Origin of the sequence: Streptomyces sp. NPDC090088, assembly GCF_044747345.1 — a bacterium.
Classification (GTDB): Bacteria; Actinomycetota; Actinomycetes; order Streptomycetales; family Streptomycetaceae; genus Streptomyces.
In genome coordinates this window covers 179,937-194,974 of record NZ_JBIVDZ010000010.1, presented here as the reverse complement: position 1 = coordinate 194,974, position 15,038 = coordinate 179,937, and the positions used below count along the sequence as shown (strand labels likewise).

14 protein-coding genes and 1 pseudogene are annotated in these 15,038 nt (G+C 69.6%); 2 read left to right on the top strand and 13 right to left on the bottom strand.

Annotation, left to right across the window (positions count from 1 at the left end; all coding sequences use genetic code 11):
• Positions 1-20: 20 nt before the first annotated feature.
• From ACIPSJ_RS40505 to ACIPSJ_RS40465, 9 genes are all read right to left on the bottom strand, one after another.
• Positions 21-227 carry a fumarylacetoacetate hydrolase family protein gene (locus tag ACIPSJ_RS40505; RefSeq protein ID WP_401353399.1) on the bottom strand — a complete coding sequence of 69 codons (207 nt, stop codon included), beginning with the start codon at positions 225-227 and terminating at the stop codon, positions 21-23.
• A gap of 592 nt (positions 228-819) precedes the next feature.
• Complete coding sequence (locus ACIPSJ_RS40500) at positions 820-1,581, bottom strand: SDR family NAD(P)-dependent oxidoreductase (protein ID WP_401353397.1); 762 nt, start codon at positions 1,579-1,581, stop codon at positions 820-822.
• The gene (locus ACIPSJ_RS40495) at positions 1,578-2,546 is read right to left on the bottom strand and encodes a fumarylacetoacetate hydrolase family protein (RefSeq protein ID WP_401353395.1); all 969 of its coding nucleotides are present in this window, start codon (positions 2,544-2,546) and stop codon (positions 1,578-1,580) included. The genes ACIPSJ_RS40500 and ACIPSJ_RS40495 overlap by 4 nt, the downstream gene beginning before the upstream one ends.
• Before the next feature lie 21 nt (positions 2,547-2,567).
• Complete coding sequence (locus ACIPSJ_RS40490) at positions 2,568-3,596, bottom strand: cyclase family protein (RefSeq protein ID WP_401353393.1); 1,029 nt, start codon at positions 3,594-3,596, stop codon at positions 2,568-2,570.
• Between the two features lie 173 nt (positions 3,597-3,769).
• Complete coding sequence (locus ACIPSJ_RS40485; protein ID WP_401353391.1) at positions 3,770-4,903, bottom strand: FAD-dependent monooxygenase; 1,134 nt, start codon at positions 4,901-4,903, stop codon at positions 3,770-3,772.
• A gap of 99 nt (positions 4,904-5,002) precedes the next feature.
• Positions 5,003-6,028 (bottom strand): amidohydrolase family protein, encoded by a 1,026-nt coding sequence (locus tag ACIPSJ_RS40480; protein ID WP_401353389.1) that lies wholly within the window; start codon positions 6,026-6,028, stop codon positions 5,003-5,005.
• Complete coding sequence (locus tag ACIPSJ_RS40475; RefSeq protein WP_401353387.1) at positions 6,025-7,083, bottom strand: fumarylacetoacetate hydrolase family protein; 1,059 nt, start codon at positions 7,081-7,083, stop codon at positions 6,025-6,027. Before ACIPSJ_RS40475 ends, ACIPSJ_RS40480 begins: the two co-directional genes overlap by 4 nt.
• Positions 7,080-7,367 carry a hypothetical protein gene (locus ACIPSJ_RS40470; protein WP_401353385.1) on the bottom strand — a complete coding sequence of 96 codons (288 nt, stop codon included), beginning with the start codon at positions 7,365-7,367 and terminating at the stop codon, positions 7,080-7,082. The genes ACIPSJ_RS40475 and ACIPSJ_RS40470 overlap by 4 nt, the downstream gene beginning before the upstream one ends.
• A complete protein-coding gene (locus ACIPSJ_RS40465; RefSeq protein ID WP_401353383.1) occupies positions 7,364-8,242 on the bottom strand; it encodes a hypothetical protein in 879 nt (292 codons plus the stop codon). Before ACIPSJ_RS40465 ends, ACIPSJ_RS40470 begins: the two co-directional genes overlap by 4 nt.
• 364 nt (positions 8,243-8,606) lie before the next feature.
• On the opposite strand from ACIPSJ_RS40465, the gene ACIPSJ_RS40460 reads away from it, so the two are divergent.
• Positions 8,607-9,572: a LysR family transcriptional regulator gene (locus tag ACIPSJ_RS40460; RefSeq protein ID WP_401353381.1), complete on the top strand. Its 966-nt coding sequence runs from the start codon at positions 8,607-8,609 to the stop codon at positions 9,570-9,572.
• Positions 9,573-9,911: 339 nt separating this feature from the next.
• Positions 9,912-10,141: pseudogene (locus ACIPSJ_RS40455) on the top strand (hypothetical protein); the annotation flags it as partial.
• Between the two features lie 19 nt (positions 10,142-10,160).
• Here the strand turns inward: ACIPSJ_RS40455 and ACIPSJ_RS40450 are convergent.
• The 4 genes from ACIPSJ_RS40450 to ACIPSJ_RS40435 form a co-directional block, all read right to left on the bottom strand.
• Positions 10,161-10,961, bottom strand: coding sequence for an alpha/beta hydrolase family protein (locus tag ACIPSJ_RS40450; RefSeq protein WP_401353380.1), 801 nt, complete (start codon positions 10,959-10,961; stop codon positions 10,161-10,163).
• Positions 10,962-11,085: 124 nt separating this feature from the next.
• Complete coding sequence (locus tag ACIPSJ_RS40445; protein WP_401353379.1) at positions 11,086-12,630, bottom strand: FMN-binding glutamate synthase family protein; 1,545 nt, start codon at positions 12,628-12,630, stop codon at positions 11,086-11,088.
• Between the two features lie 162 nt (positions 12,631-12,792).
• The gene (locus tag ACIPSJ_RS40440) at positions 12,793-13,176 is read right to left on the bottom strand and encodes a DoxX family protein (protein ID WP_401353378.1); all 384 of its coding nucleotides are present in this window, start codon (positions 13,174-13,176) and stop codon (positions 12,793-12,795) included.
• A 777-nt stretch (positions 13,177-13,953) separates the two neighbouring features.
• On the bottom strand, positions 13,954-14,949 hold the full coding sequence (locus ACIPSJ_RS40435; protein WP_401353377.1) for a zinc-dependent alcohol dehydrogenase family protein: 996 nt from the start codon (positions 14,947-14,949) through the stop codon (positions 13,954-13,956).
• Between the last annotated feature and the right edge of the window lie 89 nt (positions 14,950-15,038).

Here is a 15,038-nt window from a genome sequence, read left to right as displayed (position 1 = left end):
GAAGACGATCTCGCTGTCGTTCACGTCGCCGTCCTGGAGGAATCTCCGAGCGAGAGGTCGCCGGGCCGCGAGCGGAGGCGTTTTGCGGCGTGGACACCGAGACGGGGGAAGTCGAAGTTCATGTCGTTGGCGGGCCAGTCCTGCATGACGTGGCCGTTGCCCCTCAGGACGATGCGCATGGATTCTTCGACGTCCGCGAAGGCCGCGGGCACGATGACCGGACCCACGGCGGGCGGTGTCGATGGAGCCCACGTCGTCGGCGACCGTGCCAGCCGGCGGTGAGACCGGCCTCAGGCGAGGGGAAGCACGCCGAGCCCCCGATCACTGCGGCCAGTTCGAGTTCCGAGTCGGACTGGCCGCCGATCGGGGGCAGCAACACGTCGGCACACCCTGCCGTCGGCCCGGAGCAACGCCGGGAAGGCGCGACCCCGGTGGGAGAAGGTGGCCGATGCCGAAGGCGTCCTGGCGATGGCCGGTGGCCTCGTGCACGTCCTTGGTGCCGTGCGACAGGGTTGTCCTCTGCGGGCCGTCAGGTCGTGATGGCACCGACCCGGCCCCGAGTTCTTTCATGCGCGGCATGTAGGCGCGGCGAACGGGATGCTCCGCGTGCCCGCCGAGCGAAGAGCGATGACGTGGGGCAGGAACGGGTGCGCCTCGGCGGAGGTCAGCCGTGTACAGGCGGTGCCCGTTGCGAAGCGGGCACCGCCTGTCAGCGGTCCAGATCCCGGCCGACGTGACGTCGCCCGTGGCGTGACCCGTAGCCCGTGCGGACCAGCGGCTCTGGTGATCAGTGCTGCTGCCGGTCAGGCGGCGGCTCATTCACGAGGAGACCGCGCGCAGGGCGTCGCTGAGGGACTTCGCGCCGCCGTGGGCGGTCATCCCGCCGTCGACCGGGATCTCGGCGCCGGTGATGAACGAGGCCTCGTCGCTGAGGAGGAAGGCGACCAGCGGGGCGACCTCCTCGACGGTGCCGGTGCGGCCCAGCGGGGTCTCGGCCACGCTCGCGTCGCGGAACGCCGGTGCCGCCGAGGCGGTCATCGGCGTCTCGATGTATCCGGGATGCACGGTGTTGACGCGGATGCCCCGGGGTCCCAGCTCCATGCTGGCGGCCTTCGCCAGTCCGCGCAGGGCCCACTTGCTCGCCGTGTAGGCCACCGGGTAGTGCCCGGTCAGAGCGGCCACCGAGCCGACCACCACGATCGAGCCGCCATCGCTCATCAGGGGGATGAGCGCCTGGATGCCGAGCAGCGCCCCGGTCACGTTCACCTCCGAGACCCGGGCCAGGTCGGCCGGGTCCAGGTCGTCCAGCCGCGCGCGCCACGTGATGCCGGCGTTGGCGACCAGCCCGTCGGCCCGCCCGAAGCGGCCGCGCAGGTCGCCGGCGAGCGCGGCCCAGCCCTCGGCGTCGGTGACGTCGAGTTGCCGGTACTCCGCGCCGCCGAGGTCCTCGGCCGGCTCCGGTGTGACGTCGCAGCCGACCACGGTGGCGCCCTCGGCGGCCAGCAGCCGGGCCTCGGCGGCACCCTGTCCACGCCCCGCGCCGGTCACGACGACGACCTTGCCCGCGACCCGCCCGCTCACGACGTGCGCTCCCTGATCCGGGGCCGCGGCCGGGCCGGACGGACGGGCGGCAGTTCGGCGCCGGCCACGACCTGGTTGCGGACGGTGCCGATGCCCTCGACGGTCAGCTCCACCACGTCACCGGGCCGCAACGGCGGCGGAGACAGCTCGCCGTTGCGCCCCCACAGCTCGGCCAGGCAGCCGCCGTTGCCCGTGGTGCCCGACCCGAGCAGGTCGCCGGCGCGCACCCAGGTGTTACGGGAGGCGTAGGAGAGGAGTTCCTCGAACGTCCAGCCCATGTTGGACAGCAGGTCTTCGCCGGTCAGCTCCCCGTTGACCGAGACCCGCATGTTGAGCGCGAGGAAGCCCTCGGCGTCCCGGTAGGGCTCGAGTTCGTCGGCGGTGACCAGCCACGGTCCCAGGGTGGTCGCGAAGTCCTTGCCCTTGGCGGGCCCGAGGGTGACCTTCATCTCCCGGGCCTGGAGGTCGCGGGCCGACCAGTCGTTGAGCACGGTGTACCCGAAGATGTGGTCGGGGGCCTGCTCCGGGGTGAGCGAGGCGCCGTCGGCTCCGACGACGACGGCGACCTCCAGCTCGTAGTCGAGCCGCTCCGTCCCCGACGGCGTCGGCACGTCGTCGTACGGGCCGACGGCGGCGTAGGGGTTGGTGAAGTAGAACGTCGGGGCCTCGAACCACTCGGCGACGACGTCGGGCTTGCCGGTAGTCCCCTGCATCATGCCCTCGACGTGTTCTTCGAACGCACAGAAGTCCCGGATCGTCGGCGGGGTGAGCGGCGGCAGCAACCGCACGCTGCTGAGCGGGACGGGTGGTGTCGACAGCGCCGCAGTCCCCGCCTCCAGCGCGGCCGGCAGACCGGCGCGGACCAGGTCCAGCACTGTCAGCTCCGGCGGCAGGGCGTGCAGCCCGTGTTCGCCGACGACGCCGGCGGCGACGGTGCCGTTTTCCTCCCAGGTGGCGAACCGCATGATGTGGATCCTCTTTTCGTGTTACTTGATCGCGAGTGGATTGACCGGTGCGCCGACGGCGCCGGTCACGGGCAGCGGGGCCGCGGCCAGGAAGAACTCCCAGACGCCGTCGGCGGCGCAGTCGGCCGCGAGCGCGTCGAGGTCCCACATCTCGCCGAGGAACAGGCCGATGTGCGGGATGACCACCTGGTGCAGCGGCTGGAAGGCGATGTCGAACTCGTTCGGTCGCACCTCGACGCCCCAGGTGTCGGTGGCGATTCCGGCGATCTCGCTGTCGTGCAGCCAGTCGGCGGTGGTGAAGGACAGGCCGGGTGCCGGGCCGCCCGCGTAGTCGCCCCAGCCGGTGCCGGCCGCCAGCGACCGCCGGGCGCGGCTGAGGTGTCCGGTGCGCACGCACACCAGGTCGCCGCGCCGCACCCGGGCCGTCTCGCCCTGGGCGGCGATCGTGGCCGCCAGGTGCTCGGCGGTGATGGCGAAGCCGTCCGGCAGTTCGCCGTCGGTGCCGTGTTCGTGCCCGAGCGCGCGGCCGACGTCGAGCAGGACGCCGCGGCCGGCGATCCGGTCGGCGACCGTCTCGATGCCGGTGACCCGGTCTCCGTGGCTGCTGACGATGTCGCCGGCGCGACGGCCGTTGTACGCCGTGCCGTGGTCGAAGATGTGGCCGAGACCGTCCCACTGCGTGGATGCCTGCAGCGGCATGGTGATCATGTCGTCGGCGCCGCCATGGCCGTGCGGGAACCCCTGGATGCCGCGCTCGGCGTCCAGGCCGGTGTCGAGCATCGTGTGCACGGGGTTCATCCGCCGCCGCCAGCCCTTCTGCGGGCCCTCGGCGTTGAACTGCTGCGACAGCGAGAAGCTGACTCCCCGACGGACAAGGGCGGCGCCTTCCCGGCGCTTGTCCTCGGTGAGGAAGTTCAGCGTGCCGAGAATGTCGTCGGCACCCCACCGGCCCGAGTTGGACAGGCGCTTGGCGGCGGCGGCGATGGCTCCTTCTGGGTCGGTGCGGTCGAGTTCGGCCCGGACGGGCGCGGCCCGGTGGGATTCAGGCATCTCATCTCCTCTGGGGGTACGGCGGATGTCAACAGGCCGGCCCTGCCGCGCGGCGCGTTGGCGAGCAGGGCAAGGGCGTCGCACCGGTGATGGTGTGAGCGCAAGGGCGCCTGACTCGATCACCGGTGGTCGTCCTCGGGCCGACGGTCCTGCGGGTCGGGGACAGGCGGCTGTCAGTAGGGGGACTTCAGGGAGACGAGGGCACGGCCCCGCAGATCGTTCATCTCCGCCGTGGGGGCGCCGCGCATGAGCATGTCGCTGAGTTCGATGCTCGTCTCGACGACGAAGCGGGCGCGGTCGAAGCGCCGCTTCATGAACCGCTTCAGAGCTTCCTCCACGGTTCCGTCGGCACCGAACTCCTGGCCGAGCACGGCCGCGTCCTCGATGGCCATCCCACCGCCCGAGGCGAGGAGGGCCGTGGTGGCGTGCGCCGCGTCCCCGATGATCAGGACCCGCCCCCGGTACCAGGGGTCGGGAGCCAGCAGCCAGTCGTAGTCGTTGACGATGATCCGCGCGTCCTCGGTGAGGCGCTCCCGCATCGCCCTGAGGAGTGGCGCGGAGAAGGCCTCAAGGTGTTCCGCGATGACGCGACGGGCCGCTTCGGGCGTGAAACGGCCGGGCTTGGTCGGGTACTCCCGGCCGGTGGCGAGGTAGATACTGCCGTCCCGGAGCCGCGCCGTCACGTTCAGGATGACTCCGGAGTGGTAAAAGCCGAGTTGGCCGACGTCCGGGACGTCATCGACGACCCAGCGGAACATCGTCGTGCCCGTGTACTGGGGGACGACCGCGTCGCCGAACACCAGGTTCCGGGTCACCGAGCGGATGCCGTCCGCGCCGATCACCAGGTCGTAGGTGCGCTCGGATCCGTCCGTGAGTGTCGCCGTCACCGAGTCGGGGTGCTGGGTCAGGCCGGTGATGCTCATGCCGGTCCGCACCACGGCCCCGGCCGCCTCGGCGCCCTCGCGCAGCACCCGCGCGAGGGCGGTGCGACGGATGACCACGGCCTGGGGCAGCCCGGAGTCCGGCGCGGGCGGCATGGGCGCTGTCGGTACGAGGTTCCCCGCCGTGTCGAAGTGGCGGAACATGTCCTGCTGGGTACGGGCGAGGCCCGATTCGAGGAATTGGTCGAACAGCCCCAGTTCGGCCAGGGCGTCGATGGCACGGTTCTGGATCGTGATGGCCGCGCCGGCCGGCTCGCCGTGCAGTTCGAGTACCTCGCAGGAGACGCCCTGGCGGCCCAGGGCGGTCGCCGCCGTCAGGCCGGCGATGCCGCCGCCGACGATCAGTGCGTTGTTGATGGTGGGCATGGACGTTTCCTGTTCGTGGGACCGGTGGAATGGATCGGCGGGAAAGACGGACCGGGGCATCGCCGGGGAGTGGACCCGCGCCGAGACGGCGAGCGCCGGCTACGCGGTCGCCGGTTCGGTGTCGGTTCGCTGCAGCAGCCGGGAGGCGTTTCCCCCTGCGATGGCCACGGCGTCAGTCGTGTCGAGACCGGCGGCCTCCAGCCGGTCGAGAGGGTCGAGCACTCCCATGTCGAACGGGTAGTCGCTGCCGAGCAGTACCCGGTCGCCTCCGACCGCGTCGACCAGTGCGCGCAACCCGGCCGGCGTGTACACGAGCGAGTCGAACCACAGACGCCGCAGGTAGGAACTGGGCGGATGGGCGCAGGTGTGCGCGTCGGGCCGCGCATGCCAGGCATGGTCGGACCGGCCCAGGTAGGTGGGCAGGTATCCGCCGCCGTGCACCGAGACGATGTCGAGGCCGGGATGCCGGTCGAGCAGCCCGGAGAAGATGAGGCGGGAGAGCGCCACCGCGGTCTCGACCGGGTTGCCCACCGTGTTGGCGAGGTAGTAGTCGGCCAGCCGTTCTCCGAGGCTGCAGCCCCAGGGGTGGATGACCACCAGGGCGCCCAGCTCCTCGGCACGGGTCCAGAAGCCGGCGAGAGCCGGGGCGTCGAGCTCGTGCTCCCCCGCGCGGCTGCTGATCTGCACTCCACGCAGCCCCAGCTCCTTGACGCACTGCTCCAACTGGTGAACGGCGAGATCGGGATGGTGCAGAGCGACCGTGCCGACGCCGATCAGCCGGTCCGGGCGGACACCCGTGAGGGCGGCGATGCCCTGGTTCGTGGCGACGACGTAGTCGTCGGCCAGGTCGGCGTCGGTCCACTCGTGCGACGACGGCATGGGGGCGACGAGCTGGACGTCGACCCGGGCGGCGTCCATCGCCTCCAGCCGGCGGTCCACGTCGGTGAGCAGGGGCCCGAGCTGCGACAGCTGGTCGCGGTTCACCTCGGTGGCGGCAGCCCCGAACCACCGGGCGTCCCGCTGCCGCTCGTCCGCCAGGCCCGGATACCGACCCAGGAGGGCCTCCGCGGCCGGCACCACGGCGTGTGCGTGCACGTCGACGGTGCGGGCGCCGTTCTCGGTCACCTGTTCTTCCAGAGGCCGAAGTGGGGCTTGCGGCCGCCCGGGTCCTCGTCGACGCACAGGTTGCGCTGGCGGCCGAGGCCGGTGATCTCGGCGTCGATGATGTCACCGTCCTGCAGGAAGCGCCCGTGGTGGGCGCCGTTTCCGGGCGGGGAGCCCATGCAGACGACGTCGCCGGGCGTCAGTCGGACCCGCTCGGAGGCGTAGGTGATGACCTGTGCGGGACCGAAGACGAAGTCGTCGACGGCCCAGTCCTGCCTGACCTGGCCGTTGACCGACAGTTTGATCCGCATGGTGTCGTCGATGTCGACGAACTGCGCCGGGACGATGAAGGGGCCGGCCGGCTTGAACGTCGGCTGGTGCTTGCTGATCCAGTCGTAGTCCCACGGGATGTCCGTGCGGCGGAAGATGTCGGGGGAGCCGAGGTCGTTGACGATCGTGTATCCGGCGATCAGCCCCTGCGCCTCGTCCGGCGTCAGGAGGCGGCCGGTTCCGCCGAGGACGACGCCGAGTTCCAGCTCCCAGTCCGGCTGCTCGCCCAGCACCGGCAGGACGACGTCGTCGTGCGCGCCGGCCAGCGACGAGTGGAGGCCCGCCCAGACGAAGGGTGTGCCCTCTCGCGCACGCTGCTCCATCATCGCGTAGTTGCGGGCGAAGAAGTCCTCGTCGCTCTCCCCCGGGCGCCGGTTGTGCTGGTTGAACTTGTTCTTCGTCAGCATCTGCGCGACGTGCGTCTTGTAGTTCGCGCCCGACATCAGCAGGTTCGGGTGGCTCAGCGGCGGCAGCGGGCGGAGGTCCTCCAGCCGCAACGTCGTGCCTGCCGGGGCGGCGGCGACGTCGCCCAGCACGGCGAAGTTGCGCTCCCAGTCGTCGAAGACCTCGTGCAGGTCCCGGAACCGGTCCGACAGGTCGACCACCGATCCGTCGGGGTGCACCAGGGCGGGGAAGGCGCGGCCCTCCTGTTCGAAGGTGCCGAGCGCGAAGGTGCCACTGCGCAGGCCGGTCGCGGGGTCGAGCTCGGCGGCGGGCCGGGCCGTGCCGGATGTCTCGGTGCTCATGTCTCAAGGTCTCCGATGGTCAGGCCCTGCAGGCGGCCGATGTACTGCTGGACGAACGGCATGCTGAAGCTGCCGGCCAGGCGCAGGGCGAAGTGGTAGAGAACAAAGGGGTGAATACCGAACTCGAACAGCGCGCGGACGTCGGCCTCGGCCAGTGCCGTGCGCTCCTGCTCGGTCAGATCCCGGCCGTCCAGGACGGCGTCGGGGTCGGTCCGGAACCGCTCGGCGAGTTCGCCGTCACGGGTGACCTCCCACATCAGGTGGCTGGTCGCGTACCGGCTCATCGGACCACCGCCGCGGTGCGCGCCGGGACGGTGTCCCACGCCAGGAATCCGGTGGACGGGGCAACGGTGCTGGCGACCTTCTCGGCGTAGTCGGGCGCGCTGCCGCCGACCGCTCCCAGCGCGAAGACGTAGTCGAGGAAGCCGGGTGTGCCGCTTCCCACGGCGGTCAGCTTCTCGTACGTGCTCTCGGCGACCAGGCTCTCGGTGTCTCCCCGGGTGATCCGGTCCCACACGCTCAGGTCCCACGGATGATCCGGCTGCTGTGTGAACGCCGCCATCTGCGGGGAGCCGATGGCGTTGGACAGATGTCCGCTGGCGATGACCGCCACTCGCAGGTCGGCCGGGTGGGCCTCGATCATCTCCACGACCGCCGCGCCGAGGTCGTAGAAGCGCCGGCCCGGCGGCACCGGCGGCGCCATGACGTTGGTGAAGATCGGTACGACGGGGAGGTCCTGCTCGGGCCGCAGGAAGCCCAGCGGCACCGTGAACCCGTGGTCGAGCGTGAAGTCGTCGCTGTAGGAGAAGTCGATGCCCCGCCGGAGCCCCTGACGCAGCAGGTGACGGGCCACGTCCCCCTCAAGGGCGGTGTCGTAGGAGTCGACACCGAACAACTCCAGCTCATGCGGGAACGGGCCGCTCGCCCGCACCGCCTTGCCGATCGAGAAGGTGGGCATGTTGTTGTAGAACCACTGGTTGAAGTGGTCTCCGGACACCACGACGAGCACATCGGGGCGCGCCTCTGCGAGACGGGCCCGCAGGGCGTCGAAGTGGCCGGCCACCCGCCGCAACGGCTCCGGCGCCTCAGCGCCGCGGGCCAAGGCCCTGGGCAGGGTCGGGTCGTGCGGTACGCACAACACCTGGACGACGGTGGACATGCTCGCCTCGTCTCTCATCACGGCATCTGAGACGCCGTGATGTCGTCAGGTCGATTGCGCGCGGTCAGATGGCACGCGCAGGCAGGGGCACACCGCGCTGCCGTCTCACCCCGACGGGGCCGACCAGGACTGCGGTGTCCCCTTCATGGTGAGGGTCACGCGCGTTACGGCCAAGTGTCCGCTTGGTATCGCAAGCATGGAAATGATCAATGCCTGGCGGGTGCCATTCGCTCCGGAGTGCCGTTATGGTCACGTAATGAGGGCAGCATCATCACCGGCGTGAATGCCCCCGCGGCAAAGAATGGAGCGGAGCACGATGGAGCGAGGGCATCCCCGAGCAGGTTCCCCGGCCAGACCCGAGAGGGTGTACTCGGCCACTCCCCAGCCACGCACGACCATCAGCAGCCAGGACCTGGTGTCGCTGCCGGTGCTGCGCGCACTGCTGCGCGCACGCAACGTCACCCGCGCCGGCGAGGACATCGGTCTGACCCAGTCGGCCACCAGCAACGCACTCGCCCGATTGCGACGGCGCTTCGGTGACGACCTCCTGGTACGTGTGGGCAGGGAGTACGAACTCACCCCGCTCGCACAGGGCCTGCTGGAGCGAACCGATCAGGCATTTGACGCATTGGAACGGGTATTCGAGGACCCCTTCGATCCCGCGACCAGCACGCGGGAGTTCGTCCTGGCGTTGTCCGACTACTCCCTGACCATCCTGAGCGGCCCGCTGGTTCCCCTGACCCGGAGCGAGGCGCCGGGCGTTCGACTGGGTTTCCAGCATCTGAACCGACGGGACGACCGGGATGACGCCGACCTCGCGGACCTCCTGCGTTCGTCGGACGGCGTGATCCTGCCGCCGGACTACGTCCGTGGCTACCCCAGCATCCGACTGCTGCACGACTCCTGGGTCTGCGTCGTCGGCAGCGAAGCGCCGGTCGGGGACGCGGTGACCGTCGACCACATGGCGAACCTGCCATGGGTCTCAACATTCGGACCGTCGCTCAGAACGAGTGCACCCCCCGTACGGCAGCTGCGCGCCCTCGGCATGGAGCCGCACATCGAGGTCTCCGTGGACAGCTTCCTGGCGGCCCCCTCTCTGGTGGCCGGCACCAACCGGATCGCCTTCATCCCGAAGCGGCTGACACCACACCTCCCGGACCTCCCGGGGGTCCGGGTGCTACCCAGTCCCCTCAACAGAAACGAGCACCTGCTGTCGCTCTTCTGGGATTCGAGCGAAACCAACGACCCGGGCCATCGGTGGTTCCGCGAGACCCTCCTACGGGCCGCGGCAGAGGCCATGGAGACGCCGCCGAGCGGGACGGCCGACTGAAGCGCCGCGAGTGCAGCGCCCGGACATGGCGGCCGGCACCCGCGTGCACCGACGTCCGGCACGGGCCGGACGGCACGGGCGGGGTCGCCGCGGACGTCGCAGGCGGCCGCCTGGCCGACAGCTGGTGGCGTGCTCCGGGCGACTGCGTGGCCGATGCAGTCGGGCGGTGCGTCAGCGCGCGCCAGGCCCGCGGGGTCCTGGCTGGGCATGGGGAAGCACCAGTCACAGCCGTGGATCGTGTCGGACGAACCGCGGTCGCAGGCCGGGCCGTTGTTGCCCGAGCCGGCGCCAAAGCCGGTGAAGGGGCGGCCGAGGGTGCCCGACCGGCAGGCCTTGTGCGGCATCCGGCCCGCGACCGCCGAGCAGGGACAACCGCACGGTACCGGTCCGGCACTTTCCGCTGGGCCGTCGAGCGGGTCGTCGAGCGGACCATCTCCTGGCTGCATGGTTTCCGCCGCCTGCGTACCCGCAGGGAACGACGCGACGACATCCACGAAGCCTTCCTCGGACCCGCCGTCCGCCTGATCACCTCATCAACGGATGCCTCGCCGAAACCTGCCTCACCTTGACGACATGACGGCGGCAACGTCAGGAGTTCACGATGCTCCCAGATGCCTTGCCTCCAGGCCGTTCCCCGTGGATGTACTGGTCGACCCAGGCGCTGATGATGTGGGCGGCCCGCTGCGCTTGCCCGCGTACGGTCAGGAAGTGGTCTGCGCCTTCCAACGCGACAAAGCTCCGCGGGTGTCGTGCCTCGTTGAAGATCTCGCCGGCGTTGGAGATGTCGACGGTGGTGTCGACGGGTGAGTGCAGGACAAGGAGCGGCAGGTTCAACTCGCTTATCCGGTCGCGCAGCTGAGCACTGCGGACGTCTTCGACGAAGGCGCGCTTCAGGACCAGGGTCCTCCCGCCGACAAACCATTCATGCGCGCCTTCACTGAGAACGCGGTCCATGACGGCGTCGTACTGTTTCTCGACGTGGCTGGGGTCGACGGGCGCCCCGATCGTGGCGACCGCGCGGACTCCTGTTGCCTCGGCCGCGGCGGCGAGCGCGGCGGCACCTCCCCATGAATGCCCCACCAGCAGGCCTGCCGGAGTCCCCCGCTCGGCCATCAGAGTGGCCGCACCGACCGTGTCCTGGACCTTGACGGTGAAGGAACCGTCCCCCCAGTCCCCGTCGGAGTCTCCGATCCCGAGGTTGTCGTAGCGCAGCATTCCGATTCCCTCGTGTGCCAGTTGCTTGCTGACACGCGACGCGGCCGGCGAGTCCTTGCCGAGGGTGAATCCGTGCACGAAGATTCCCCAGCCTCGGATCTCGCCGTCTGGCAGGTCGATCACTCCGGCCAGTTCGGGGCCGACGATGCTCCGGAATCTCACTTTTTCGGTCATTTGTGATCACCTAGGTGTGGCTGTTCTTGGGACAGGGGGAGACGGTGAACGAACCGGCTGATGTCACATGTGTGCTCTGACCAGGAAAGAAGAAGTGAGTGCCGTAACGGACGCTGTCGGCGCGTCAGATCAGCGGTCCCTGGACGGAGGTCGGCTTGGCGGCGAGCAGCGCGATGATCTCTTCCGCGAGGTGCGGGCCGATCTGGCCCCAGCCGTCCTTGTAACCGTAGACGCCGGCCAGGGTCCGGGCGTCGTAGTCGCCGTTCATCACCTCGATGTCGGTGGCTGTGACGAGTGCCGGGTGGGCGACGCCGAGCGCTGCCGAGACCTTCAGCAGTTCCCTGCGCAGGGTACGCAGGTAGACAGCCGCCCTGGTGGCCTTCGACGTCGGGTCGAGGCCGCGGGCCAGCCGCGGGTTCTGGGTGGCGACACCGGTGGGGCACCTGTCGGTGTGACACTTCTGCGACTGGATGCAGCCGATCGACAGCATCGCCTCACGGCCCACGTTGATCATGTCGGCACCCAGGGCGAACGCGACCGCGGCGTTCTCGGGCAGGCCGAGCTTGCCCGAGCCGATGAAGGTCAGCTCGTCGGTCAGCCCCAGCTCGGCGAAGGTGCCGTAGACCCGGGAGAAGCCCATCCGGAACGGCAGCGACACCGAGTCGGTGAACATCAACGGCGCCGCCCCGGTGCCGCCCTCACCTCCGTCGACGGTCACGAAGTCGACTCCGCGGTCTCCAGCCGCCATCAGCGTGGCCAGTTCCTGCCAGAAGTCCAACTCTCCCACCGCGCTCTTGATCCCGACCGGCAGACCGGTCTCGGTGGCGAGCAGTTCGACGAAGTCGAGCATCGAGTCGACGTCGCCGAAGGCGGTGTGGCGCGACGGGGAGGCGCAGTCCTCGCCGAGCGGGATGCCGCGGATCTCGGCGATCTCCGGGGTCACCTTGGCGCCCGGCAGCATCCCACCCAGCCCGGGCTTGGCGCCCTGGGAGAGCTTGATCTCTATCGCCTTGACCGGGGCCCCCGCGACCAGGTCCTTGAGCTTGTCGAGGTTGAAGCTGCCGTCGTCGTTACGGCAGCCGAAGTACGAAGTGCCGATCTGCAGGACGAGGTCTCCGCCGTTGCGGTGGTACGGCGAGAGCCCGCCCTCGCCCGTGTTGTGCATCGTGCCCGCCAGCGCCGCCCCTTTGTTGAGCGCCGTGATCGCCGCACCGGAGAGCGATCCGAAGCTCATCGCCGAGATGTTCACCACGCTCGCCGGCCGGAACGCCTTGGCGCGCCCGCGCGGCCCGCCCAGCACCTTCGCTGAGGGCAGTGGAGCCTGCGGGTCGTGCGCGTCCGGCAGCGCTCCCGCGAACGTACGCTGTTTCAGGTACGCGTGCCCCTGCATGTGTTCGACGTCGTTGTCGGTTCCGAACCCGAAGTAGTTGTTCTCCTCCTTCGCCGACGCGTAGATCCAGGTGCGCTGGTCACGACTGAACGGACGCTCCTCGTCGTTGGAGGTCACGATGTACTGCCGCAGCTCCGGCCCGATCGTCTCCAACAGGTACCGGGCGTGCCCGATCACCGGGTAATTCCGGAGCAACGCGTGCTTCTTCTGGACGAGGTCATAGGTAGCCACCAGCGCCAAGGCCGTCGAAGTGGCCGCGGCGATGCTCCGGACGCGCATAAGGGTTTCTCTCCTCGATACTCGACTCCATCGCCCTGCGATGAACGTCATCGTGCCGTGCCGGACGTTGGGCGGCGGGCACGACCAAGCGGACCGACGGCCTGCCGGGCCTCTTCGCGGGCGTTCGTCTTGAACGGGCCGCAGCGCAAGACACCTTCGCCGTCAGAAGGCATGCGGCCCGGACCGTCCCCAGGACACCAGGACAGCCATGGCGAGGAGGGCCACAGCCACGACCGCCGACTGCTCCTCCCCGCGTCGGATGTGCGTGATCGTGGCGCCGAACATGGTCAGTGTCAGACCGGACGCGGCCAGCGGAACCAGATCGGGGGCGACGTTGACCGCCGCGGGCAGGATCAAGCCGATCGCGGCGAGAAGCTCCAGGAGTCCGATCGTCTTGATCAGCCCGGACGGGAAGTCCTCGACCCAGCCCATGGACGGGAAGGCGAGAAGCTTCTCCTTCGGCTGCGCGACCTCCACGGCACCGGCAGCGAGGAAAACGAGAGCGAGCGGGGCCGCGACAGCCCACAGGGCGACGTTCACAGACACCTCTGTTATCGGGTTGCGCGGATACCTGCCCGGCAGCCCCTCAGGAAGATGATTGAACCAGCATCTAAATTAGGCGAAAATAGATGATGCGTCAACCGCTTGCTTGACGGGAACTCCGCACGGGCCGAACCCTTCGACCAGAGGTCCGCCACCACGAAGCCTCCACCGCGGACCCCCTTCCCGAGATCACGAGACCCCCACACGACTCAAGGCCATGGCCGCACACGCTCCGGACGGAACTCCCGCACGATCCCCACGGGGGCAGGAAGCGAGTCGGCGAGATCCTCGCGGGCGCCGCGGGTCACTTGCGGAGCAGGCGCGCCAGGACGGCGTCGCCCACCTCACGAGTCGCAACGGCACGCAAGGCGTGCCCCCGCCAGAGGCACCCCTCTGCCAGTTCCCGTCCTTATGACGCTGATCACCTTTTATCCGCATGTTGACCATGGGGCATATTGATGATGCATCATCAAAGGATTTCGGAGTCGGCTGCGCCTTCCTTCATGCAGTGGCACTCCCCCTGGGCGCAGCAACTCGGGGCGACCAAATGACGCGGCCCTGAAGCGATGAGCACCATCCCCCGAGCCGCCGGCCCTCCACGCGCCCGGGTCTTCTCCGCCGGACGGCGAGGTTCCCGTGTCCGGCCGCCGCCATCGGCCTCGCGTCACAGCGCCTGGCCCGCCGGGCGGTCGCGCGCACCGGTCACGTGGACCCGGCGTTCTCCGGGACCCGCTGTTGAGGGTGTGGGCCCGCACCCACAGGTGTTCGCGCGACGCCCTCTCAGAGTGTGACGACAATCTTCCCGGATACCGTGTTCGACTCAAGTTCCCGGAAGGCGTCCTGGATCCGGTCCAGTCCCTTGAAAACCTTGCCGATCACCGGCCGGAGTGAACCGTCGCCCAGGCCCGCCGCCAGGAACCGGTTGACCCTGCGTCGCCCCTCCGGGGTGCTGTTGAGCACCGTGTTGGCATGGCCACGTACAGTCAACGGCCAGTTCACGGGCATCAGCATGGGGCGGGTGTCGAGGAACCCATAGGCGACGACCGTGCCACCCAGGACGGCAGCCCTGGCCACGTCGGCGAGTCCAGGACCACCCACGGCGTCGAAGACCAGTTCCACTCCGTTCCCGCCGGTGATCCGCCGCGCCTCCTCGACCACGTCCTGCGTCTCCGAGACGATCACCTCGGCCGCACCGGCCTCCAGAAGCAGCCGCCGCTTGCCTTCGGTCCGGGTGACCGCGATGGGGAAGGCCCCCGTGCGGCGGGCGATCTGGATCGCGGCGGAGCCGACCCCTCCGGAGGCTGCCGTGATCAGCACATGGTCGCCCGAGCGCAATCCGCCCGACTCAAGCAGTCCCCCGTATGCCGTGGAGTAGTTGAACCAGGCGGCCGCCGCTGTCGTCGCGTCGACCGTATCGGGCCGTGCGATCACCGCGGCGACAGGCAGGGCGACGCGATCGGCGAAGACCCCCTGGGCACTGATCTGGATGCCCGGTCCGGTGAACACCGGATCGCCGACCGCGAATTCAGTGACATCCTCACCGACCGCTTCGACGACACCGGCTGCTTCCAGTCCGAGCCGGGAACCGGGCAACGTGGGCTGTTCATAGAACATGCCCGAACGGAACAGGACGTCGGCACGGCTGAGGCCCACCGCCTCGACGCGGATGAGCACCTCTCCCCTGCCGGCCACAGGAGGCTCCAATGCCTCGATGCGGAGCACCTCGGGTCCGCCGGTCCGGTCGAAAAGCACAGTACGGGTGGAAAACTTGGTCATACACAGGAGGCTAGGCACCCGGGACAGAACGATCCATGGTCCAGGATCTTGTCTGCATAGCAGTTCGTCTTGGCGCCGCTCTACGTCGC

Coding starts and splice junctions, on each gene's coding strand:
- ACIPSJ_RS40485 (WP_401353391.1), bottom strand. CDS start 4,903: ATGCCCACCATCAACAACGCACTGATCGTCGGCGGCGGCATCGCCGGC.
- ACIPSJ_RS40470 (WP_401353385.1), bottom strand. CDS start 7,367: ATGAGCCGGTACGCGACCAGCCACCTGATGTGGGAGGTCACCCGTGAC.
- ACIPSJ_RS40435 (WP_401353377.1), bottom strand. CDS start 14,949: ATGACCAAGTTTTCCACCCGTACTGTGCTTTTCGACCGGACCGGCGGA.
- ACIPSJ_RS40450 (WP_401353380.1), bottom strand. CDS start 10,961: ATGACCGAAAAAGTGAGATTCCGGAGCATCGTCGGCCCCGAACTGGCC.
- ACIPSJ_RS40465 (WP_401353383.1), bottom strand. CDS start 8,242: ATGTCCACCGTCGTCCAGGTGTTGTGCGTACCGCACGACCCGACCCTG.
- ACIPSJ_RS40475 (WP_401353387.1), bottom strand. CDS start 7,083: ATGAGCACCGAGACATCCGGCACGGCCCGGCCCGCCGCCGAGCTCGAC.
- ACIPSJ_RS40490 (WP_401353393.1), bottom strand. CDS start 3,596: ATGCCTGAATCCCACCGGGCCGCGCCCGTCCGGGCCGAACTCGACCGC.
- ACIPSJ_RS40445 (WP_401353379.1), bottom strand. CDS start 12,630: ATGCGCGTCCGGAGCATCGCCGCGGCCACTTCGACGGCCTTGGCGCTG.
- ACIPSJ_RS40495 (WP_401353395.1), bottom strand. CDS start 2,546: ATGCGGTTCGCCACCTGGGAGGAAAACGGCACCGTCGCCGCCGGCGTC.